The following is a 23,504-nucleotide window of genomic DNA, read 5'->3' on the forward strand; positions in this document are numbered from 1 at the left end:
GCGTCACCGGATCTCGAGGATCTTCTCCCGCATCGCGTACACCACCGCTTCCATCCTGGAATGCAGCTGGAGCTTCTCCAGGATGTTGCGCACATGGTTCTTCACGGTGTTCTCGGAGATGAACAACTCCTTGGCGATGTCCCGGTTGTTCATTCCCGTGGCCACGAGCTTGAGGACCTCCAGCTCGCGGTCCGTCAGCCGCGGCGCGGGGACGAGTCGACGCTCGTCGGTCCGCTGGATCATCGACTTGAACTCGGTGAGCAGCTTCGACGCCATCGAGGGGCTGATCTGCGACTGCCCGTCGGCCACCGCGCGAATGGCGGTGGCCACCTCGTCCGTGGAGATCTCCTTGAGGAGATAACCGGTCGCACCCGCCTTGATCGCGTCGTAGAGGTCGGCTTCCTCGTCGCTGATCGTCAGCATGATGATCTTGGCGCTGGGGGCCACCTCCTTGATGGAGGTGCAGGCCTCGATCCCGCCCCGCTTGGGCATCCGCACGTCCATCAGGACGATGTCGGGCAGCAGGTCGGCGGCCTTGTCGACGGCCTCCGCGCCGTCCCCGGCCTCCCCGACGACCTGGATGTCCTCCTCGGCCGCGAGCACGATCTCCAGGCCCCGGCGGAAGAGGGCGTGGTCGTCCACGACAAGCACCCGGATCGGCTCCTTGCGTGGAGCTCCCCCGTCCGGGCCCATGCCGACGACGCCGCCGCCGGCACCCTCGTCATGCATCGGTCCGAAGCTGTCCGCCATCGTTCCTCCCCCTGAAGGCTGTGGCCTGTGGTGCTGCGCCATCGCCAACCCAAGGCAACGGCCCACCGGTTGGACCGCTGCCGCCATGATTCCATGCCCGGACGACAACGCGGTGACGGAGCGGGCTCGAAGGGGTCGCACACCGGTGCCCCTGGGGGCGCACAGGCGCTCCAGGGGCACCGGCTCAGCCGTCAGCCGCGCGGGTCAGCCGCCCAGCGTGCCGCCGGGCGCGGGAGAATGCGCCTGCGCGACCATCGGGTCGGTGCTGAGGTGGATGACGCCGTAGTCATAGGCGTGCCGCCGGTAGACGACACTCGGTTCCTTCGTCTCGGAGTCGACGAAGAGGTAGAAGTCGTGTCCGACCAGTTCCATCTCGTAGAGGGCCTGGTCGAGGGTCATCGGGGAGGCGACGTGGGTCTTCTCGCGGACGATCAGGGGGCCTTCGCCCTTGACCTCCAGCGAGCCGATCTTCTTGGTGGGCACTCCGTCCGACTCTTCCTCGTGGACGGGGTGGCCGTTCCCGTTGAGAGTCGCCGCGCCCGGGACGTGGTCGGGGACCTCGGCGGCCGAGATCCTGCGCGAGCCACGGCGAGAGAACCGCTTGTCGTGCTGTTTGCGCAGCCGGGCGTCCAGCTTCTCCGCCGCCAGGTCGAGTGCCGCGTACGGATCGCTGGCCGCTGCTTCCGCCCTGATCACCGGACCGCGGGAGCGGAGCGTGATCTCCACTCGGTCGCAACGGTCGGCCTGTCGGGGGTTGGGCTCCTTGGACACCTCGACGTCGAGGCTGATCACCTTGCCGTCGAGCTTCTGGATCTTCTCCAGCTTCAGCTTCTCGGCCACGTGCTTGCGGAACCGCTCGGGCACCTCGGTCTTGCGTCCCTTGACGACGATGTCCACGCAGAACTCCGTTCCCGGATCACTCCGCTCCAACGGCGGAGCATCTCCCTTTTGCACCAGGCTCCGGCAGCTCCGGAACCTCGGACTCGGTGACTTCCACCTCCTCCCCCGCGGGCAAGATCCCCACTCCACCACTGCCGATGATTGTGGAAAACCCGCAGCCCGGCATTCGCGTATGAGAGAGATGGCCTGCGCCTTTCTCTCACAACCGAACATATCTCGCCCGGACGGATGTCGTCACCCTCTACTGCGGCGTACCTCCGTTCAGGTGAATTGACCCTCTCATTACCTGCAACGATGCAAGTTGACAGTCAGTTCCGGTTTACTTCGAAAGAATCTGGCGACGCCGCGACCACAGCTGCGCGGATCACGTCACCCGGGCCGCCTGCACCCGCCTTTCCCGGCACGGAGTGCCTCCTGTCGATCCCTTCGTCCATTGATCCAGCCGTCCGTTCCTCTGTGCTTTCCCGGGCAGCTGCCGCGTACACGGCCGTAGTTGCTTCGCCGTAGGAAATCAGCCCCGTTTCTGCCGCCCTTGCCGTGTGCACGGCACGCGCTGCTTCCCTGAGGGACGCACCTGTCGTCATCAGGTCGTCGACGAGCACGACCGAACCGCAGCGCAGCAGCCGCTCGCCGCCGGGTGCCACCGCGAGCGCACCGGCCAGATTGTCCAGCCGCTGCCGGGAGTTGAGCCCCGCCTGGTCGGCCACGGCACGCCGTTGTCGCAGCACGGCGAGCACTCTGGCCGCGGTCCCGGTCCGCCGCAGCTCGCCCGCCGCCGCGAGCGCGATCCGCCGCGCCGGATCGTGCCCCCGCGCGCGCACCGCCCCACGCGCCGACGGAACGGGAACGAGCAGCACGGGCCTGTCACCGCCCACGGCCACGGTGCCGGACATGTCCATGAGCCCCGCCCGCACAGCTCCTGCCAAAGCCGTGCCCAACGGTGCCGCGAGTGCCAGCGCGCCGCGCTCCTTGTGGGCCAGGAGCACGGCCCGGACCTCGTCGGCGTACCGGGCGGCCGCGTGCACCACGGGCAGCCCGGGCGGCTCCGGCACCGGTCGCACCCGGCTCGGTGCGGCCCCACTCAGGGCGACACGGCACTCAGGGCAGAGCACCGTGCGAGGCCTCCCGCAGCCTCCGCACTCAGCCGGCAGCACCAGGTCGGTGAGGTCCTGCCACCACCCCCGCATGCCCACCACTGTGCCAATGCCGGAGCCGACCTGCCACCCCTGTGGATAACTCCCTGTGGACAACTCGTCCCGGACGCAAACCGCCCCGGGGCAACGGTTCACCCCGGATAGACCGGCGCCACCCCGTCCGTGACCTTCTGCCACTGCGTCCCGGCCGGCAGCCGTACGATCCCGTCCTCCGAGTACGCCACCAGCGGCAGCCCGTCGGACTCCGCCGCGGTGATCTCCTTGATCCCGCTGAGGGCCGCGGGCGCGGGCCCCTCCGGCGTGGAGCCGTCGACCTGGACGTACCGCATGGTCTGCAGTCCGCCCTGTTCGCGCCCGACCACCACGAGCCGGCTGTCCCCGGACCACGACATGGCCGTGACGTCCTCCAACTCCGGTGACGCGGACCGCAGTCCGAGCACGGAAACCGTCGGCCGGTCCTCCGCGACCTCCTGCCGCCGCTCGATCCGTCCGATGAACAGCGACTTCTTGCCGTTCTTCGTCACCACGAGCGCGATCCGCACCCCGTCGGCAGCCACCCGGACGCTGTCGATGCGGCCGTCCAGCTCCGGGGTCTTCACCACGAGCGGTACACCCTTGCCCTGCTCCAGCAGGAGCAGCCGGGGTTTGTCACGGTCGCGGTCGGCCACCCAGAGGTCGCCGTTCCCGTCCCAGCTGGGCGGCGTCAGCCGGTCCTGCTCCGACTTGCCCCGGCTTGCCAGCACGGGGTCCCCGAGCGAACTGCCGGACACCAGCGACGTGACGTACAGATTCTTGCCGTCGCCACTGACGGCGGCCGCGGTGTCCTCGTCACGTGACAGGGCCACCGACCGCAGCGCCTTGCTGCCCTCGCCCAGTGCTCCGGGCACCGGATCGTCCTTGGTGCCGTTGTTGCCGACCGCTATCCGTTCGAGCCGGCTCTTGTCGTCGATGAAGTACACGTAGCCGGGACGGTCCATCGAGCCGCGCGCGGCCACGTCGTCCGCGTGGTCCTCGGCGAGCGAGCACAGGTGCGTATCACCGGACAGCAACTCGACCTGGTCCACCACCGGGGTGAGGTTCTGCAGCGTGAACAGGAGCTGGGCCGCCATCTCGCTGCACTGCTTCACACCGACGCGGGCGGCCTTCTCGTTCAGTGGCACGGTCAGCTTGTTCTGGTCGTCGGGCGTCAGCCCGCCGACGCCCTTCTGCAACGCCGTACCGGTGGGGAAACTCGTCCGCACCACATGGTCGAGCCAGGTCGTGGGCCCGTTGAGCAGCGACTGCACCATCTGTGTCATGGGGTCGACGCGCCGCCGCACGTACACGGGATCCCCGACGGCCGCCGTCTGCGTCGTCCCGGCCGCGGCATTCGAGGCGAAGTAGTACTTGTTGACGGACATGTAGTTGCGCTGGAAGTCCGACTTGCCCATGACGACGCCCTGCGGCAGCGTGTCGATGCGCCACTGCTTGGTCTTCTTGTCGCGCGTGAGATGCACCGGCGCGTTGTAGGTCCCGCTTGCGGGCGAGTACGCCTGCTGCTCGTCCACCCTGGCGACCCTCGTGCCGGTCAGCGTAAACGTGAGGTCGTCGCTGCCCTCCCGGCCGCCCAGGCGGTTGGGGTCGATACCCGGCCCGTCCGCGAGGACCGTGCTGGACAGTCCCGGCTTCCAGGTCTGCGAGGCAGTCTTGGTGAGGTACTGGCGCGCCGTCGAATAGGTGGGATCGTCGCTGGTCAACGCCTCGAGGAAACCCGAGACGATGTCCGAAGGCTGCGCGTCGTCCTGGGGCGGCATGGCGAAGACCCGCACCTGGGTGTCCTGCCGCGGTGTGGAGTCGACGCCGCGCAGGTCCCCACTGTCGGGCATCGAGGCGCACCCCGCCAGCAGTACGACGCCGCAGACGCCGTACACCACCATGCGCAGCGGTCCGCGCCCGGCGCCCCCCTCGCGGTCAGCGCCCACGAAATGCCTCCCCTTGCTTCTTCGAGTCCTCCGGCGCGGTGCCCGGGGGACCCGAGGTCTCGCTCAGAGCCCTGTCCTCGCCGGGCGTCTCGTCCTGCCGTCGCGCTCCGGAGACGGGCCGGGGCACCACGCGCGCGCCGTTGCCGGGCAGTGCCGTCGGGTCGGCGGTGGGGGCCGCACCGGCCATTCTGGAAGCTATCGGCGGTATCTGGTCGCCGGTCGGCTGCACGGGCACGGTGGCGGACTTGTCCCCGCCCCCGCGCGGCAACCCGGCGTCGTTGAGTCCGCGGTTGCGCCGCGAGTCCCTGGGCTCCAGCGGTATCGGCGATCCCCGCAGCGGCTCGTCCGCGGTCCGCGGCAGCGTCAGCCGGAACTGCGAGCCGCCACCCGGCTCGCCCCACGCCTGCAGCCAGCCGCCGTGCAGCCGCGCGTCCTCCAGGGCGATGGACAGCCCGAGGCCCGTACCGCCGGTGGTACGAGCGCGTGCCGGGTCGGCCCGCCAGAAGCGGCTGAACACGCGCGTGGCCTCACCGGGCTTGAGCCCGACGCCGTAGTCGCGCACCGCGACCGCCACCGCTCCGCCCGCCGCGGCGAGTTTGACGACCACGTCCTTGCCCTCGCCGTGCTCCACGGCGTTGACGACGAGGTTGCGCAGCACCCGCTCCACGCGCCGGGCATCCGCCTCCGCGACGACGGGCTGGAGGTCGCCCACCACACGTATGTGCGTCCCCTTGCGTTCGGCGAGCGGCTCGGCCCCGCTGACGACGCGCCGCACGACCTCCCTGAGGTCTATCGGCTCCGCCTCCAGCGCCGCGGCACCCGCGTCGAAGCGGCTGATCTCCAGCAGGTCCGCGAGCAGTGACTCGAACCGGTCCAGCTGGTCGGCCAGCAGCTCGGCCGACCGCGCGGTGATCGGATCGAAGTCCTCCCGCGCCTCGTGGATGACGTCCGCGGCCATCCGTACGGTCGTCAGCGGCGTCCGCAGCTCGTGCGACACGTCCGACACGAACCGCCGCTGCATCCGCGACAGGTCCTCCAGCTGCTGGATCTTCAGCTGCAGGTTCTGCGCCATCTTGTTGAAGGCCTCACCGAGCCGCGCGATGTCGTCCTCGCCGGTGACCTTCATACGTTCCTGCAGCCGCCCTGCGGACAGCCGCTCCGCGATACCGGCCGCCATCCGCACGGGCGTCACGACCTGCCGCACCACCAGCCAGGCGATCGCCCCGAGCAGGACGACGACGAACAGCCCCGCGGTCGCCAGCGTGCCCTTGACCAGGCTCAGCGACTTCTCCTCCTGCGTGAGCGGGAAGAGGTAGTACAGCTCGTACGGGTCGCCGTTGGGGTCGTTGACCTGCTTACCGATGACCAGCGCAGGCTGGGACTCGTTGCTGTTGCTGTAGACGATGCGGGTGTAGCTCTGGGAGGCCGCCGTGTCGTCGTTGATCCGTGAGCGCAGGTCGTCGGGAACGCTCGCAGAGGGGTCGACGTCCCCGGAGGCACGCGGCCCGCGCCCGCCGCCGCTGTTGTCGCCGGCAGGCAAGGTCACCACGTCGAAGGCGCCCTGACCGCCGCTGGACAGCGAGGACACCAGTTCACTCATCCACTGGATGACGTTCTGCGAGGGACGGCCGTCCGCCGTCGTACCGCCGTCACCGGTCCCGACCGCCGCCTCTTCGTCGGCCTTCTGCTTGGCCACCGCGAACCCGCCCGTGGCCTGGCTCTGGGAGGCTTTCACCTTGGCGTCAAGCAAGCCGTTGCGCACCTGCCCGATGACGACGAAGCCCAGCAGCAGTACGACACCGAGCGACATCAGCAGCGTCGTGGCGACGACCTTGAGCTGGATGTTGCGTCGCCACAGCCGCATGACGGGCAGCAGCGGGCGACGCACCCAGCGCATGAAAAGGCGCAGGACCGGGCTGCCCTGGACGCCGCCCTGCAGCAGTCCGCCCTCGAGCAGGCGTCCCCAGCGGGAGCCCGCCGTCTTCCGGCCGACAGGCCGCCCCGCGCGGGCCTCGCCCGGCCCGGGCGCCGAAGCGGCACTGTCACCGGTCATGTCAGCTCGGTCCTGCCTTGTAACCGACGCCGCGGACGGTCACCACGATCTCCGGCCGCTCGGGGTCCTTCTCGACCTTCGAACGCAGCCGCTGTACATGCACGTTCACCAGACGGGTGTCGGCGGCGTGGCGGTAACCCCACACCTGCTCGAGCAGCACCTCACGCGTGAACACCTGCCACGGCTTCCGGGCCAGCGCCACCAGCAGATCGAACTCCAGCGGCGTCAGCGCGATCGACTGCCCGTCCCGCTTCACGGAGTGACCCGCCACGTCGATGACCAGGTCGCCTATGGCCAATTGCTCCGGCGCCGGCTCCTCCGACCTCCGCAGCCGCGCCCGGATCCGGGCGACCAGCTCCTTCGGCTTGAACGGCTTCACGATGTAGTCGTCGGCGCCCGACTCCAGCCCGACCACCACGTCGACGGTGTCGCTCTTGGCGGTGAGCATCACGATCGGCACACCGGACTCCGCCCTGATCAGACGGCACACCTCGATGCCGTCCCGCCCCGGCAGCATCAGGTCGAGCAGCACCAGATCCGGTTTGCTCTCACGGAATGCGGCCAGCGCCTTGTCGCCGTCAGCTACGAAAGACGGCTCAAAACCTTCACCACGCAGCACGATGCCGAGCATCTCGGCCAGTGCCGTGTCGTCGTCGACGACAAGGACTCGTCCCTTCATAAACGACATCATCCCATTCTCATAACGGTGGCGAAGGTGCAGGTGAGCAGGCTCACTGGCCCGTGACGATAGTCGTACTCGGCCGTCACTGTCTGCCCCTGTCCCGCGACGTCGATGTCCGTAACGGATGTCAGCTACCCAGCGTAGGCGCACCCTGACCACATGGTCGGCCCAGCGGCTCGGGCCAGGGCGGGCTACGCGGACGCCACGACGGCGACACCGGCCTTCACGTTCGGCCTTCGGCACTCACGCGCCGGGGCGGACGGTGCCCATCGGATTTCCATCCGCGCCGGACGTGGAAGGCCGTGCACAGGTCGTTGATCTGTTCAGGTCGGCAGGAACCGCAGTGCGCAGAACGGTCCTGGATGACGTCACCATCATCCACCGCACCGACCTAGTTATAAGTTCTCCGCGCTACGGCTCCGCGCACCCTTGTGCTGATCAGCTGATCTTGACCTGGCGCGACCTGGCACACAGCTCAGCGAGCGCCTCAGCCGTCACGGGCGAAACGACGCCCTCTTCCGTGACGATCGCGGTCACCAACTCGGGCGGCGTGACGTCGAACGCCGGGTTGTACGCCTGAGTCCCCAGCGGCGCCACCGGAATCCCACCTCCTGCCCCCGCTCCCGTCACCGGCACCTGAGGAGCTGTGACCTCGGTCACCTCATGGCCGGGGCGCTGCTCGACCTCGATGGCAGCACCGTCCGGAGTGTCCGGATCCACCGTCGTCACCGGCGCCACCACGATGAACGGCACATGGTGGTACTTCGCGAGCACCGCGAGCGGATAGCTCCCCACCTTGTTCGCCACCGATCCGTCGGCCGCGATACGGTCCGCCCCGATCAGCACCGCGTCCACCTCGCCGGCCGCGAAGAGCGAGCCCGCCGCGTTGTCCGTGAGCAGGGTGTACGCCATGCCACGGCGCGCCGCCTCGTAGGCCGTCAGTCGAGCTCCTTGCAGCAGCGGACGGGTCTCGTCCACCCACAGCCGCCGCAGCCTCCCCGCCCGGTGCGCCGCGAGCGCCACCGCGAACGCCGTCCCTTCCCCGCCCGACACCAGCGCCCCGGTGTTGCAGTGGGTGAGGATCCGGTGGCCGCCGCCGGGGAGCAGCTCGTCCAGCAGCGCCAGCCCACGCTCGGCCATCCGAGCGCTGGCCTCGGCGTCCTCCTCGTGCAGCCGCCGCGCCGCGGCAAGCGCCGCCGCCGCGGCCCGCCCGGCGTCACCGCTCTTGGCGAACTCGGCCCGGTGGGCGGACTGAGCCCTGCGCACACCGACAGCGAGGTTCACCGCGGTGGGCCGGGCGCCCGCCAGCGCGGCCGCAGCATCGTCCACGTCGAAGCCACGCACGGCGGCGAGCGCGACACCGTACGCTCCCGCGATGCCGAGCAGAGGTGCCCCGCGCACGGACAGCGAACGGATCGCCTCCACCAGCGCGGGTGCGTCCGTGCAGACCAGCTCGACCTCCTCGGCCGGCAACCTCGTCTGGTCGAGAAGGACCAGTACCGGGCCTTCGGGTGGCTCCTCCCAACGGATCGCCGGTGTCTCGGTCGGCCTGCTGTCTTCACCGGATTGCGCGTACTGATCAGCCATGCCGTCAGTCTGCCCCTTATCCGGCGGACAATTGAAGGTGTGCAGCCCATACCGCGGCCGGCCCCTGGATGACCACCCCATGGCACGATGGCTGCCAACCTGCCGCCGCGACCGCGGACGGGCACCGTGAAGGAGCGACGATGAAAGACACTCCGGGCTGGGCCTCGCCCGGATCTGCCCCCTCCGATGGACAGGAGCCCGGCGCGTCCGGCCCTGCCGAGCCCACCGACCGTCCCGGCCCCGCGGAGCGCGCGGACCAGCCCGGTCCCGACCCGCAGGACAGCCCTGGCGCGCAGAGCACCGGCTCGCAGTGGTCGAAGGAACAGCCGCCGCCCGCCCAGTGGTCCGCGCCCACCGGCCCCGCGGGCCCCGCCCGGCCTGCTCCGCCACCACCGCCACCCGGCCCCGGCTGGGGCCCGCAGCCTCCCCCCGGTCCCGGTGGCCACGGCGCTCCCGGTCCCGGTGGTTACCCGCCCTACGGCACTCCCGGGTACCCCGCATGGGGAGGCGGTTGGGGCGGTCCTCCGCCCGCCGCCAAGCCGGGCGTCATCCCGCTCCGCCCTCTCGGCGTCGGCGAGATCCTCGACGGCGCGGTCTCCACCATGCGCACCTACTGGCGGACCGTCCTGGGCATCTCCCTGACCGTCGCCGTGGTTACGGAGATCCTCGTCATCCTGCTTCAGGGCCTCGTGCTGAACGACACCAGCACCGCGGCCCTCGACGACCCGAGCGCCACCGCAGGCGAACTGACCCGCGCCCTGGGCGAGGTCATGCTCAGCTCCAGCGCCGTCTTCCTGATCTCCCTGATCGCGACAGTCGCCGCGACCGCCCTGCTCACCACCGTCACCAGCCGTGCCGTCCTCGGCCGGTCCGTGAGCACCGGCGAGGCCTGGCGCGACGCCCGCCCTCAGGTCGTCAAGCTCCTCGGTTTGATCGTGCTGCTGCCTGTCATCGCCGCGGGAATCGTCCTCGCAGGCACGCTTCCCGGCATCCTCGTGGCCGTCTTCGGGAACGCCGACGGGGGTGTCGCGCTCGCCGTCCTCGGCGGCATCGGCGCCGGAATCGTCGCACTCTGGTTGATGATCCGCTTCTCCCTGGCCTCGCCGGCTCTGATGCTGGAGAAGCAGGGCGTCTTGAAGTCGATGGGCCGGTCCGCGAAGCTCGTCCGCGGCTCCTGGTGGCGTGTCTTCGGCATCCAGTTGCTCGCCGGGATCATCTCGAGCATCATCTCGGCGATCGTCGTCATCCCCTTCACCTTCCTGGCCGCGCTGTTCAGCGGCGACGGCATCGCCAGTCTCCTCAACAACAGCGGCGGCGACCTCAGCTGGACGTTCCTCGTCATCAGCGGGCTGGGCTCGGTGATCGGCTCCATGATCACGTTCCCGATCAGTGCCGGCGTCACTGTGCTCCTCTACATCGACCTGCGCATCCGCCGTGAGGCCCTCGACCTCGAACTGGCCCGCGCCGCAGGCGTCCAGGGCTACGGCGCCGAAGCCGGCGCGGGAGGCTGATGCAGTGAGCGTGACGGGGGGAGTTCTCACAGCGGTGCCGACGGCTTTGCCACGCGCCGCCGCCGAAGCGGCCATACGGACGCTGCTGCGTGTCGGCGACAATTCCGTCCTGTCGTCGATACGCACCGGAGACGAACCGCCGGTGACGATTCCGCGGGATCCCGCGCGCGAGGCGGCCCGTCGTGAGCTGTCCAAGCGCATGTACCACGAGAACGACCCCAGCTTGTTCGAGCGCGCCCTGAACGCCTTCTGGGGGTGGGTCGACAAGCTGTTCGGCTCGGCTGCGGCCGCGACACCAGGAGGCACGCTGGGCCTCGTCGTCGTCATCGTCGCCGTCCTCGCGGTGCTGGGCGCACTGTGGTGGCGCCTGGGCACGCCACGCCGCGAACCGACCTCGTCGGCCGCTCTGTTCGACGACCGCCCCCGCAGCGCCGCCGAACACCGCGCGGCAGCCGAGGCACACGCCGCCCAAGGCCACTGGAACCAGGCCGTCCAGGAACGCATGCGCGCCATCGTCCGCTCCCTCGAAGAGCGGGCGCTCCTGGACGTACGCCCCGGCCGCACCGCGGACGAGGCAGCCGCAGCAGCGGGCCGCACACTGCCCTCCCACACGGACCGGCTGCGCGCCGCCGCCCGGGACTTCGACGACGTGACGTACGGCGGCCGAAGGGCGAGCGAGCAGTCGTACCACCGCATGGCGGAACTCGACCGCGACCTCGATCGCACCAAGCCCCAGCTCGCGAACAGCAGCCCCAGCACGGCCCACAACGCCCGCCAGGGAGCCGCCGGATGACCACCGAGGCCACGCTCCCGACCACCTCGGTCTCGCCCACCGCACGCCAGGTGTGGACCCGCGCGCGAGGCATCGCCCTCTCCGTCGTCCTCCTCCTGGCAGCAGCCGTCGTGATCGCCGTGATCCGCTCCGACGCCCGGCACGGCGAACTCGACCCGCGCTCCGCCGACTCCTACGGCAGCCGCGCCGTCGCAGAACTCCTCACGGACCACGGCGTGACCACGCGCACGGTCACCACCCTGGACGAAGCTCGCGCCGCAACAGCTCCGGACACCACGCTCCTGGTCGCCGTCCCCGACCTGTTGACGCACCGTCAACAGTCGCGGCTGCACTCCGCGATCGCAGGCTCCGGCGGACGCACCGTCCTGGTCGCCCCCGGCAGCTGGTCCGTGGAAAAGCTCGCCCCCGGTGTCACCGCGGACCCCGCCACCAGCTTCGACTCGACGCTCTCCCCCGACTGCCAACTGCCCGCCGCCCGCCGCGCGGGCACGGCGGACACGGGCGGCATCCGCTACACGACCACACACCTCGGCGCCGACGAGTGCTACCCCAGCAAGCGCCTCGCCACGCTCGTGCGCATCCCGGAGACGTCCGGGGGCGGCGACACGGTCGTCCTCGGCGCACCCGACATCCTCTTCAACGACCACCTCGACAAGCAGGGCAACGCCTCGCTCGCCCTTCAACTCCTCGGCTCCCGCCCTCATCTGGTCTGGTACCTCCCCTCGCTCTCCGACAACTCGGCCGCCGGCACAGGCGACGAAAAGGGCTTCTTCGACCTGCTCCCCTCCGGCTGGCTCTGGGGCACGCTGCAACTCTTCGTCGCGGCAGCCCTCGCCGCCCTCTGGCGGGCACGCCGACTGGGCCCCCTCGTACCCGAAAGACTCCCCGTGGCGATCCGCGCCTCCGAAACCGTCGAAGGCCGCGCCCGTCTCTACCGCAAAGCGAACGCCCGCGATCGCGCAGCCGCCGCTCTTCGTTCCTCCACCCGCATCCGCCTCGCCCCCCTCGTCGGCGTCTCCGTCGTTCAGGCGCACGCGCCCGAGGCCCTGCTCCCCGCTCTGTCCGCCCATCTCCACGGCTCCGGGCAGGCCCTGGACTCTCTCCTCTTCGGCCCGCCGCCCAGCGACGACGCGGCCCTTATCTCCCTCGCCGACCAACTCGACGCCCTCGAAAGAGAGGTACGCCGTCCATGATGGACCCGACCACTGACAACGCCGGGTACACCGGGGACCCGGGCAGGGCCCGGGCCTCCCTTGAAGCCCTGCGCGCCGAGATCGCCAAAGCCGTGGTCGGCCAGGACCCCGCCGTGACCGGCCTCGTCGTCGCCCTCCTCTGTCGTGGACACGTACTACTAGAAGGAGTCCCCGGGGTCGCCAAAACGTTGCTCGTCCGCGCCCTCGCGTCCGCACTCGAACTCGACACGAAGCGCGTGCAGTTCACCCCGGACCTGATGCCGAGTGACATCACGGGCTCCCTGATCTACGACACCCGTACCGCCGAGTTCTCGTTCCAGCCCGGCCCGGTCTTCACCAACCTCCTCCTGGCCGACGAGATCAACCGCACACCCCCGAAGACCCAGTCGTCCCTCCTGGAGGCCATGGAGGAACGCCAGGTCACGGTCGACGGCACCCCGCGCCCGCTGCCCGACCCGTTCCTGGTGGCCGCGACGCAGAACCCGGTCGAGTACGAGGGCACGTACCCCCTCCCCGAAGCCCAACTGGACCGTTTCCTCCTCAAACTGACGATCCCTCTGCCCTCCCGCCAGGACGAGATCGACGTCCTCACCCGCCACGCCGAGGGATTCAACCCGCGCGACCTGCGCGCCGCCGGCGTACGCCCGGTGGCCGGTCCCGCCGATCTTGAGGCCGCCCGCGCAGCCATCGCCAAAACGACGATCTCCCCGGAGATCACCGCCTACGTGGTGGACATCTGCCGAGCCACCCGCGAGTCCCCGTCACTCACTCTGGGCGTCTCCCCACGCGGCGCCACGGCCCTCCTGGCCACCTCGCGCGCGTGGGCCTGGCTCACGGGCCGCGACTACGTCATCCCCGACGACGTCAAAGCCCTGGCCCTCCCCACCCTCCGCCACCGCGTACAACTCCGCCCCGAGGCAGAGATGGAAGGGGTCACGGCCGACTCCGTAATCAACGCGATCCTCGCCCACGTCCCCGTCCCCCGCTGATGGCCCTCACCGGACGCGCCGCGCTCCTCGCGGCCCTCGGCTCCCTCCCCGTCGGAATCTGGGACCCCAGTTTGACGGGCATCCTCGCGGTGAACGCCCCCCTGGCCGTGGCCTGCGCCTGCGACTTCGCCCTCGCAGCACCTGTACGACGCCTCGGCCTGACCCGCTCCGGCGACACGTCCGTACGCCTGGGCGAGGCCGCAGACGTGACCCTCACCGTCACCAATCCGTCCAGCCGCCCGCTTCGGGCGCGCCTGCGCGATGCCTGGCCCCCCAGCAGCTGGCAGCCCGGAACCGAGGTGGCAGCCTCCCGCCACAGCCTCACGGTTCCCGCCGGCGAACGCCGACGCGTCACCACCCGCCTACGCCCCACCCGCCGCGGCGACCGCCAGGCCGACCGCATCACCATCCGCTCGTACGGCCCCCTCGGCCTGCTCTCCCGCCAAGGCACCCACAAGGCCCCCTGGACGGTACGCGTTCTGCCACCCTTCACCAGCCGAAAGCACCTGCCTTCGAAACTCGCCCGTCTGCGCGAGCTCGACGGCCGCACCAGCGTTCTCACCCGCGGCGAAGGAACAGAATTCGACAGCCTGCGCGAGTACGTCCCCGGCGACGACACCCGGTCCATCGACTGGCGCGCAACGGCCCGCCAGTCCTCTGTCGCCGTACGCACATGGCGCCCCGAGCGCGATCGTCACATCCTGCTCGTCCTGGACACCGGCCGCACCTCTGCGGGCCGCGTGGGCGACGCCCCACGCCTCGACGCCTCCATGGACGCGGCCCTCCTCCTGGCAGCACTCGCGTCCCGCGCAGGCGACCGGGTGGACCTGATGGCATACGACCGCCGGGTACGCGCACTCGTCCAGGGGCGTACGGCCCGCGATGTCCTCCCGTCCCTGGTCAACGCGATGGCAACCCTCGAACCCGAACTGGTCGAACTGGACGCCCGAGGCCTGACGGCAAGCGCACTCCGCACGGCTCCCCGCCGCTCCCTCATCGTGCTGCTGACGAGCCTCGACACCGCACCAGTGGAGGAAGGCCTGCTCCCCGTCCTCTCCCAACTCACCCAGCGCCACACCGTTCTGGTGGCATCGGTGGCAGACCCCTATATCGCCCGCATGACGACGGCCCGTGGAAATACCGAGGCCGTTTTCGAAGCTGCCGCTGCCGCCCAAGCGCAGAGCGAGCGTCACCGCACCGCGGAACAACTCCGCCGTCACGGCGTCACGGTGGTCGACAAGACCCCTGAGGAACTGGCGCCGGCGCTGGCAGATGCATATCTGGCACTGAAGACAGCAGGACGTCTGTAAACGAAGGGGCTCTCTTCTAAAGAGCCCCGAAGCATAAGCCCTGAAACGCAGAAAACCCCCGGACCGGTATCCCCGGCCGGGGGTTTTCTCAAAGATTGTTCGGCGGCGTCCTACTCTCCCACAGGGTCCCCCCTGCAGTACCATCGGCGCTGTAAGGCTTAGCTTCCGGGTTCGGAATGTAACCGGGCGTTTCCCTCACGCTATAACCACCGAAACACTATGAAACTGTTCAGCCGCACCGTTGTCGTGGCCCGACAACGGGGCTGTTCGTGGTTTCAGAACCAACACAGTGGACGCGAGCAACTGAGGACAAGCCCTCGGCCTATTAGTACCGGTCACCTCCACCCATTACTGGGCTTCCAGATCCGGCCTATCAACCCAGTCGTCTACTGGGAGCCTTACCCCATCAAGTGGGTGGGAATACTCATCTCGAAGCAGGCTTCCCGCTTAGATGCTTTCAGCGGTTATCCCTCCCGAACGTAGCCAACCAGCCATGCCCTTGGCAGAACAACTGGCACACCAGAGGTTCGTCCGTCCCGGTCCTCTCGTACTAGGGACAGCCCTTCTCAATATTCCTGCGCGCGCAGCGGATAGGGACCGAACTGTCTCACGACGTTCTAAACCCAGCTCGCGTACCGCTTTAATGGGCGAACAGCCCAACCCTTGGGACCGACTCCAGCCCCAGGATGCGACGAGCCGACATCGAGGTGCCAAACCATCCCGTCGATATGGACTCTTGGGGAAGATCAGCCTGTTATCCCCGGGGTACCTTTTATCCGTTGAGCGACGGCGCTTCCACAAGCCACCGCCGGATCACTAGTCCCGACTTTCGTCCCTGCTCGACCCGTCGGTCTCACAGTCAAGCTCCCTTGTGCACTTACACTCAACACCTGATTGCCAACCAGGCTGAGGGAACCTTTGGGCGCCTCCGTTACTCTTTAGGAGGCAACCGCCCCAGTTAAACTACCCATCAGACACTGTCCCTGATCCGGATCACGGACCCAGGTTAGACATCCAGCACGACCAGACTGGTATTTCAACGACGACTCCCCCTGAACTGGCGTCCAGAGTTCACAGTCTCCCAGCTATCCTACACAAGCCGAACCGAACACCAATATCAAACTGTAGTAAAGGTCCCGGGGTCTTTCCGTCCTGCTGCGCGAAACGAGCATCTTTACTCGTAGTGCAATTTCACCGGGCCTATGGTTGAGACAGTCGAGAAGTCGTTACGCCATTCGTGCAGGTCGGAACTTACCCGACAAGGAATTTCGCTACCTTAGGATGGTTATAGTTACCACCGCCGTTTACTGGCGCTTAAGTTCTCAGCTTCGCACGCCCGAAAGCGCACTAACCGGTCCCCTTAACGTTCCAGCACCGGGCAGGCGTCAGTCCGTATACATCGCCTTACGGCTTCGCACGGACCTGTGTTTTTAGTAAACAGTCGCTTCTCGCTGGTCTCTGCGGCCACCCCCAGCTCATGGAGAAAATCCAATCACCGGTGATGGCCCCCCTTCTCCCGAAGTTACGGGGGCATTTTGCCGAGTTCCTTAACCATAGTTCACCCGAACGCCTCGGTATTCTCTACCTGACCACCTGAGTCGGTTTAGGGTACGGGCCGCCATGAAACTCGCTAGAGGCTTTTCTCGACAGCATAGGATCATCCACTTCACCACAATCGGCTCGGCATCAGGTCTCACCCACATGCCATCCGGATTTACCTGGATGACGGGCTACACCCTTACCCCGGGACAACCACCGCCCGGGCTGGACTACCTTCCTGCGTCACCCCATCACTCACCTACTACAAGTCTGGTCCGTCGGCTCCACCACTTTCCATTCCCCGAAGGGTCCGGAACGGCTTCACGGACTTAGCATCGCCTGATTCAATGTTTGACGCTTCACAGCGGGTACCGGAATATCAACCGGTTATCCATCGACTACGCCTGTCGGCCTCGCCTTAGGTCCCGACTTACCCTGGGCAGATCAGCTTGACCCAGGAACCCTTAGTCAATCGGCGCACACGTTTCTCACGTGTGTATCGCTACTCATGCCTGCATTCTCACTCGTGAACCGTCCACCACTGCCTTCCGGCGCGGCTTCACCCGGCACACGACGCTCCCCTACCCATCACAGCCTCCGTTGGGAGTATTGCTGCAATGACACGACTTCGGCGGTACGCTTGAGCCCCGCTACATTGTCGGCGCGGAATCACTAGACCAGTGAGCTATTACGCACTCTTTCAAGGGTGGCTGCTTCTAAGCCAACCTCCTGGTTGTCTGTGCGACTCCACATCCTTTCCCACTTAGCGTACGCTTAGGGGCCTTAGTCGATGCTCTGGGCTGTTTCCCTCTCGACCATGGAGCTTATCCCCCACAGTCTCACTGCCGCGCTCTCACTTACCGGCATTCGGAGTTTGGCTAAGGTCAGTAACCCGGTAGGGCCCATCGCCTATCCAGTGCTCTACCTCCGGCAAGAAACACACGACGCTGCACCTAAATGCATTTCGGGGAGAACCAGCTATCACGGAGTTTGATTGGCCTTTCACCCCTAACCACAGGTCATCCCCCAGGTTTTCAACCCTGGTGGGTTCGGTCCTCCACGAAGTCTTACCTCCGCTTCAACCTGCCCATGGCTAGATCACTCCGCTTCGGGTCTTGAGCGCGCTACTATACCGCCCTATTCGGACTCGCTTTCGCTACGGCTTCCCCACTCGGGTTAACCTCGCAACACACCGCAAACTCGCAGGCTCATTCTTCAAAAGGCACGCAGTCACGAGAATGTGCAAGCACATTCCGACGCTCCCACGGCTTGTAGGCACACGGTTTCAGGTACTATTTCACTCCGCTCCCGCGGTACTTTTCACCATTCCCTCACGGTACTATCCGCTATCGGTCACCAGGGAATATTTAGGCTTAGCGGGTGGTCCCGCCAGATTCACACGGGATTTCTCGGGCCCCGTGCTACTTGGGTGTCTCTCAAACGAGCCGCTGATGTTTCGACTACGGGGGTCTTACCCTCTACGCCGGACCTTTCGCATGTCCTTCGCCTACATCAACGGTTTCTGACTCGTCTCACGGCCGGCAGACCGTAAAAGAGAGATCCCACAACCCCGTATACGCAACCCCTGCCGGGTCTCACACGCATACGGTTTGGCCTCATCCGGTTTCGCTCGCCACTACTCCCGGAATCACGGTTGTTTTCTCTTCCTGCGGGTACTGAGATGTTTCACTTCCCCGCGTTCCCTCCACTTGCCCTATGTGTTCAGGCAAGGGTGACAGCCCATGACGACTGCCGGGTTTCCCCATTCGGACACCCCCGGATCAAAGCCTGGTTGACGACTCCCCGGGGCCTATCGTGGCCTCCCACGTCCTTCATCGGTTCCTGGTGCCAAGGCATCCACCGTGCGCCCTTAAAAACTTGGCCACAGATGCTCGCGTCCACTGTGCAGTTCTCAAACAACGACCAGCCACCCATCACCCCGCCACACTCGGCGAGTTCACTGGGGCCGGCACTGAAGGCAGCCAACACTCGGCCGTACCTTCAGACACCCAACAGCGTGCCCGACCCGACTCCCGCCCGGAGATCATGCTTTCCACACTCCGAAGAGCAGTACTGGCAGCCTCCGACCCGTGAACCGGACCGAATAATCAACGTTCCACCCATGAGCAACCAGCATCGGACGTTCGCCGATGAACTGGCCTCTGACCTCACCCCGGAGGGATCGGTAAGAAGTGCTCCTTAGAAAGGAGGTGATCCAGCCGCACCTTCCGGTACGGCTACCTTGTTACGACTTCGTCCCAATCGCCAGTCCCACCTTCGACAGCTCCCTCCCACAAGGGGTTGGGCCACCGGCTTCGGGTGTTACCGACTTTCGTGACGTGACGGGCGGTGTGTACAAGGCCCGGGAACGTATTCACCGCAGCAATGCTGATCTGCGATTACTAGCAACTCCGACTTCATGGGGTCGAGTTGCAGACCCCAATCCGAACTGAGACCGGCTTTTTGAGATTCGCTCCACCTCACGGTATCGCAGCTCATTGTACCGGCCATTGTAGCACGTGTGCAGCCCAAGACATAAGGGGCATGATGACTTGACGTCGTCCCCACCTTCCTCCGAGTTGACCCCGGCGGTCTCCTGTGAGTCCCCATCACCCCGAAGGGCATGCTGGCAACACAGGACAAGGGTTGCGCTCGTTGCGGGACTTAACCCAACATCTCACGACACGAGCTGACGACAGCCATGCACCACCTGTACACCGACCACAAGGGGGGCACCATCTCTGATGCTTTCCGGCGTATGTCAAGCCTTGGTAAGGTTCTTCGCGTTGCGTCGAATTAAGCCACATGCTCCGCTGCTTGTGCGGGCCCCCGTCAATTCCTTTGAGTTTTAGCCTTGCGGCCGTACTCCCCAGGCGGGGAACTTAATGCGTTAGCTGCGGCACCGACGACGTGGAATGTCGCCAACACCTAGTTCCCACCGTTTACGGCGTGGACTACCAGGGTATCTAATCCTGTTCGCTCCCCACGCTTTCGCTCCTCAGCGTCAGTAATGGCCCAGAGATCCGCCTTCGCCACCGGTGTTCCTCCTGATATCTGCGCATTTCACCGCTACACCAGGAATTCCGATCTCCCCTACCACACTCTAGCTAGCCCGTATCGAATGCAGACCCGGGGTTAAGCCCCGGGCTTTCACACCCGACGTGACAAGCCGCCTACGAGCTCTTTACGCCCAATAATTCCGGACAACGCTTGCGCCCTACGTATTACCGCGGCTGCTGGCACGTAGTTAGCCGGCGCTTCTTCTGCAGGTACCGTCACTTTCGCTTCTTCCCTGCTGAAAGAGGTTTACAACCCGAAGGCCGTCATCCCTCACGCGGCGTCGCTGCATCAGGCTTGCGCCCATTGTGCAATATTCCCCACTGCTGCCTCCCGTAGGAGTCTGGGCCGTGTCTCAGTCCCAGTGTGGCCGGTCGCCCTCTCAGGCCGGCTACCCGTCGTCGCCTTGGTGAGCCATTACCTCACCAACAAGCTGATAGGCCGCGGGCTCATCCTTCACCGCCGGAGCTTTCAACCACCACCCATGCGAGTGGCAGTGATATCCGGTATTAGACCCCGTTTCCAGGGCTTGTCCCAGAGTGAAGGGCAGATTGCCCACGTGTTACTCACCCGTTCGCCACTAATCCACCCCGAAGGGCTTCATCGTTCGACTTGCATGTGTTAAGCACGCCGCCAGCGTTCGTCCTGAGCCAGGATCAAACTCTCCGTGAATGTTGTCCCGTAATCGGGATGACACCACGAGAGCGGAACAGCCGGGCGGAATAAGCCCAGCCGTTCACAGCGTCCTCGCTGTGTTTTACTTCAAAGGAACCTCGACCACCGGATGATTCCGGCAGACGGGGTATCAACATATCTGGCGTTGATTTTTGGCACGCTGTTGAGTTCTCAAGGAACGGACACTTCCTTTGTACTCACCCTCTCGGGCTTTCCTCCGGGCGCTTCCCTTCGGTCTTGCGTTTCCGACTCTATCAGACCGTTTCCCGATCCGATTTCCTCGGTGCTTTCCAGGTTTCCGCTTTCGCGTTTCCCTTTCCGGCGGTTCCGACTTTATCAGAAGTTTCGAACCGGACTGACCGGCCGCTCATTTCCGATTTGATCGGGAGTGGCTTCTTCGAAATCGATGTTTTCGAGAAGCAAGCAGACTCTCACTGCTGCCGACCGGACTAGATCCAGTTCCAGGCAACTGTTCGAATCTACCTCCCCGCTTGGTCCGTGTCAACGGCTCCTGTGGGGCGAAGGAGAGACTAACAGCTCAGCAGGTGTGTCCGCACATCAGGCGGCCATCGGCACCGTGGCGCTGCGTTCCGCTGCTTCGACGTCGCCCGTCTCCCCGGCCCGGGCCGCTCGGCCGCCCAGGACGAAGACGTACGCCAGGAAGGCGAGTTCCACGGCGGCGCCAATGCCTATTCGGGCCCAGGTGGGCAGGCTTGAGGGGGTGACGAAGCCTTCGATGGCGCCGGAGACGAAGAGGACGAGCGCGAGACCGATCGCCATGCCCACGGCGGCTCGCCCCTCCTCGGCGAGAGCCGTGCGCCGGGAGCGGGGGCCCGGGTCGATGAGGGTCCAGCCGAGGCGGAGTCCCGTGCCGGCGGCTACGAAGACGGCGGTCAGCTCGAGCAAGCCGTGCGGGAGGACCAGCCCCAGGAAGGTGTCGAGACGGCCGGCCGAGGACATGAGGCCGAAGCCGACTCCCAGGTTGAGCATGTTCTGGAAGAGGATCCACAGGACGGGCAGGCCGAGAAAGACGCCCAGGATCAGGCACTGGGCGGCGGCCCAGGCGTTGTTCGTCCAGACCTGGGCGGCGAAGGACGCCGCTGGGTGGCTCGAGTAGTACGTCTCGTACTGGCCGCCGGGACGAGTGAGCTCGCGCAGTTCGCTGGGGGCCGCGATGGTGGACTGCACCTCGGGGTGAGTACCTATCCACCATCCCAGGAGGACGGCGACGGCGATGGACAGGAGCGCGGTGGGGACCCACCAGCGGCGCGATCTGTAGACCGCGGCAGGAAACCCGTGGGCCAGGAAGCGTGTGACGTCTCGCCAGGAGGCACGTCGGGTGCCGGCCACCGCACTGCGCGCGCGTGCCACGAGTTGGCTGAGCCGTCCGGTCAGCTGGGGATCGGGAGCGCTGGACTGGATCAGGGAGAGGTGGGTGGCCGTGCGCTGGTAGAGCGCGACGAGTTCGTCGGCCTCGGCACCGGTGAGGCGGCGTTGCCGTTTGAGGAGGGCGTCGAGGCGGTCCCATTCCGCTCTGTGAGCGGTGACGAAGACGTCGAGGTCCATCGGTTTGGCTGCTCCTCGGCTGTTCGTCGGCGGCTCTTCGTGGTTCAGCTTGTCGTACTGGGGCGCGATGCGCCCTCAGCTTGGCAGACTGGCCGTTCAACGGGCAGGCCAGGGGAAGGACGACGGGCGTGAGCGAGCTGGTGACGGGCGAGGCGGTGGCATTGGAGTTGCGCCCCGCGAGGCTGCCCAGCAGGGGGCTCGCGGTGTTGCTCGACCTGGCTGTGGCGGTGGTCGTGTACGTCGTGCTGACCATTGCGCTGGTCGCTGCCACGGCTTCGCTGGACGAGGCGGCGCAGACGGCGGTGTCGATCGCGAGCTTCGTGCTGGTGCTGGTGGGCGGGCCGATCGCGGTCGAGACGCTCAGTCATGGGCGCTCTCTTGGAAAGATGGCGTGCGGGTTGCGGGTGGTGAGGGACGACGGCGGGCCGATCCGGTTCCGGCATGCGCTGGTTCGGGGCGGGATCGGGTTCGTGGAGATCGTGATGACGTTCGGGGTCATCGCCTGCATTGCGTCCCTTGTGTCGGCTCGTGGCCGGCGGCTCGGCGATGTGTTCGCCGGGACTCTCGTCGTGCGGGAAAGGATGCCCGTCGTTTCGACGGGCTTCGTGCCTCCGCCACCGCTCTGGTTGGCCGGGAGGTTCTCGGAGGTTGATCTGTCAGCCGTTCCCGACGGCTTGTGGCTCGCGGTCCGTCAGTACCTGACGCGGATGCAGCAGCTGGATCCGCAGGTCGGCTCGGCCATGGCGGAGCGGCTCGCCTCGGATCTCGCGGCTCGTACGGGGACGCCGGTTCCGCAGGGTGTTCCTTCGGCGGCGTATCTGGCGGCCGTGGTGCAGGAGCGGCAGGCCCGGGAGGTACGACGGGCAGTCGCGAACGGCACATCACCCGGGGGCCAGGCTGTCCTGCCGGGCTCCTCCGGGCGTCCTGCGGGATTTTCTCCGGTGACGGAACCGTCTCCTGCGACTCAGGTCGCGCGGGCGGCCGCCGCGCCGACCGGTTCGCAGGTGGAGCCGCCTGCCGATCGTCCGTCCAGCGGGGCGAGCGGGAGAGCCGAGTCCAGCGGGTTCGTGCCGCCCGCGTAACCCCGTCGAAGGTGCGGCTGCGTCGCGTCGGGTTTGCCCACGTCTCTCAGGCGGTGACCGTCTCGCTCAGCTGAAGGTGGACGGCGGTGATTCGAGGTCTTCCAGCTCGATTCCGGGCGCCCCGAGCACTACGTCGCCGGCGATGTGTACGGCGTGCTGTTCGCCCGTGTCCAGGGCTGTGACCTGGTATTCGTCCACGGTCAGGGGGGCGTTGTCAGTGGCGTGTGTTTCTCTGTTCACCAAGGTCCAGGACTGGTCCACGGTGCGCGGGGCGAGGACGGGGTCCGTGAAGGCGACGAGGCGTACGCGGGTTGCTGAGGCGGAGGGGGTGAGGCGCAGGAGACGGGTGGTGGCGACGAGGAACGCGGGGGATGTACCGGTGAACGCGTGAGCGGGGACGTTGCCCTCACTGGCATCAGCCCCGGTGGGGTCCGTGCGGACCCAGGTGACGCCGTCGAGAGCGGCGCCCCGGACCTGCCAGCCGGCGGCGTGGAGTTCGAGGCGGATGGGGCGGCCGAGTTCGTCGAGGGTGAGGTCGACGGAGCCGTGGTGATCGCCCGAGGGGGTGGTCAGTTTCGACACGTAGCGCCAGCCGGAGGGGCCGGGGGCGCAGTGGAAGTGCTCTTCTGCGAGGGGGGTGTGATCGTGCGGATCGTGGAGCGAATAACGGCCGCGGGGCATGGGGGTCCTGGGTCTTGACGG

15 protein-coding genes and 3 rRNA genes are annotated in these 23,504 nt (G+C 67.0%); 6 read left to right on the forward strand and 12 right to left on the reverse strand.

Annotated features, from left to right (window positions below; all coding sequences use genetic code 11):
- Positions 1-3 precede the first annotated feature (3 nt).
- The 7 genes from OG870_RS18525 to mtnA all read right to left on the reverse strand — a co-directional run bounded on the left by OG870_RS18525 (position 4) and on the right by mtnA (position 9,087).
- Positions 4-750: a response regulator gene (locus OG870_RS18525; RefSeq protein ID WP_266515464.1), complete on the reverse strand. Its 747-nt coding sequence runs from the start codon at positions 748-750 to the stop codon at positions 4-6.
- A gap of 204 nt (positions 751-954) precedes the next feature.
- The gene (gene hpf, locus OG870_RS18530) at positions 955-1,647 is read right to left on the reverse strand and encodes a ribosome hibernation-promoting factor, HPF/YfiA family (RefSeq protein ID WP_405624478.1); all 693 of its coding nucleotides are present in this window, start codon (positions 1,645-1,647) and stop codon (positions 955-957) included.
- A 311-nt stretch (positions 1,648-1,958) separates the two neighbouring features.
- Positions 1,959-2,837 carry a ComF family protein gene (locus OG870_RS18535; RefSeq protein WP_266840131.1) on the reverse strand — a complete coding sequence of 293 codons (879 nt, stop codon included), beginning with the start codon at positions 2,835-2,837 and terminating at the stop codon, positions 1,959-1,961.
- A gap of 98 nt (positions 2,838-2,935) precedes the next feature.
- Entirely contained in the window at positions 2,936-4,765 is a 1,830-nt protein-coding gene (locus OG870_RS18540; protein ID WP_266840129.1) for an LpqB family beta-propeller domain-containing protein, read from the reverse strand.
- Complete coding sequence (mtrB, locus tag OG870_RS18545; protein WP_266584075.1) at positions 4,755-6,818, reverse strand: MtrAB system histidine kinase MtrB; 2,064 nt, start codon at positions 6,816-6,818, stop codon at positions 4,755-4,757. The genes OG870_RS18540 and mtrB overlap by 11 nt, the downstream gene beginning before the upstream one ends.
- 1 nt (position 6,819) lies before the next feature.
- Complete coding sequence (mtrA, locus tag OG870_RS18550) at positions 6,820-7,509, reverse strand: two-component system response regulator MtrA (RefSeq protein WP_187284748.1); 690 nt, start codon at positions 7,507-7,509, stop codon at positions 6,820-6,822.
- Positions 7,510-7,938: 429 nt separating this feature from the next.
- The gene (gene mtnA / locus OG870_RS18555; RefSeq protein WP_266515474.1) at positions 7,939-9,087 is read right to left on the reverse strand and encodes an S-methyl-5-thioribose-1-phosphate isomerase; all 1,149 of its coding nucleotides are present in this window, start codon (positions 9,085-9,087) and stop codon (positions 7,939-7,941) included.
- 140 nt (positions 9,088-9,227) lie between these two features.
- On the opposite strand from mtnA, the gene OG870_RS18560 reads away from it, so the two are divergent.
- The 5 genes from OG870_RS18560 to OG870_RS18580 are packed head-to-tail and all read left to right on the forward strand — an operon-like array spanning position 9,228 to position 14,883.
- Entirely contained in the window at positions 9,228-10,598 is a 1,371-nt protein-coding gene (locus OG870_RS18560) for a hypothetical protein (protein ID WP_266584073.1), read from the forward strand.
- A 4-nt stretch (positions 10,599-10,602) separates the two neighbouring features.
- Positions 10,603-11,391: a DUF4129 domain-containing protein gene (locus OG870_RS18565; protein ID WP_405624479.1), complete on the forward strand. Its 789-nt coding sequence runs from the start codon at positions 10,603-10,605 to the stop codon at positions 11,389-11,391.
- Positions 11,388-12,584 (forward strand): DUF4350 domain-containing protein, encoded by a 1,197-nt coding sequence (locus tag OG870_RS18570; protein ID WP_266584069.1) that lies wholly within the window; start codon positions 11,388-11,390, stop codon positions 12,582-12,584. The genes OG870_RS18565 and OG870_RS18570 overlap by 4 nt, the downstream gene beginning before the upstream one ends.
- A complete protein-coding gene (locus OG870_RS18575; protein ID WP_266588386.1) occupies positions 12,584-13,573 on the forward strand; it encodes an AAA family ATPase in 990 nt (329 codons plus the stop codon). The genes OG870_RS18570 and OG870_RS18575 overlap by 1 nt, the downstream gene beginning before the upstream one ends.
- The gene (locus OG870_RS18580) at positions 13,573-14,883 is read left to right on the forward strand and encodes a DUF58 domain-containing protein (RefSeq protein WP_266584067.1); all 1,311 of its coding nucleotides are present in this window, start codon (positions 13,573-13,575) and stop codon (positions 14,881-14,883) included. The genes OG870_RS18575 and OG870_RS18580 overlap by 1 nt, the downstream gene beginning before the upstream one ends.
- A gap of 97 nt (positions 14,884-14,980) precedes the next feature.
- Here the strand turns inward: OG870_RS18580 and rrf are convergent.
- From rrf to OG870_RS18600, 4 genes are all read right to left on the reverse strand, one after another.
- Positions 14,981-15,097, reverse strand: a 5S ribosomal RNA gene (gene rrf, locus OG870_RS18585).
- A gap of 91 nt (positions 15,098-15,188) precedes the next feature.
- Positions 15,189-18,306, reverse strand: a 23S ribosomal RNA gene (locus tag OG870_RS18590).
- Between the two features lie 319 nt (positions 18,307-18,625).
- A 16S ribosomal RNA gene (locus OG870_RS18595) occupies positions 18,626-20,151 on the reverse strand.
- The 16S, 23S and 5S rRNA genes sit together here, the layout of an rRNA operon.
- Positions 20,152-20,712: 561 nt before the next feature.
- On the reverse strand, positions 20,713-21,720 hold the full coding sequence (locus OG870_RS18600; RefSeq protein ID WP_266515485.1) for a stage II sporulation protein M: 1,008 nt from the start codon (positions 21,718-21,720) through the stop codon (positions 20,713-20,715).
- 128 nt (positions 21,721-21,848) lie between these two features.
- Between OG870_RS18600 and OG870_RS18605 the strand changes: the two genes are divergently transcribed.
- Complete coding sequence (locus tag OG870_RS18605; protein WP_327691159.1) at positions 21,849-22,802, forward strand: RDD family protein; 954 nt, start codon at positions 21,849-21,851, stop codon at positions 22,800-22,802.
- A 66-nt stretch (positions 22,803-22,868) separates the two neighbouring features.
- On the opposite strand, the gene OG870_RS18610 is transcribed toward OG870_RS18605, so the two are convergent.
- Complete coding sequence (locus OG870_RS18610) at positions 22,869-23,483, reverse strand: hypothetical protein (RefSeq protein WP_266515488.1); 615 nt, start codon at positions 23,481-23,483, stop codon at positions 22,869-22,871.
- Positions 23,484-23,504: the final 21 nt, after the last annotated feature.

The sequence above is a fragment of the Streptomyces sp. NBC_00461 genome, assembly GCF_036013935.1.
Lineage (GTDB): Bacteria > Actinomycetota > Actinomycetes > Streptomycetales > Streptomycetaceae > Streptomyces.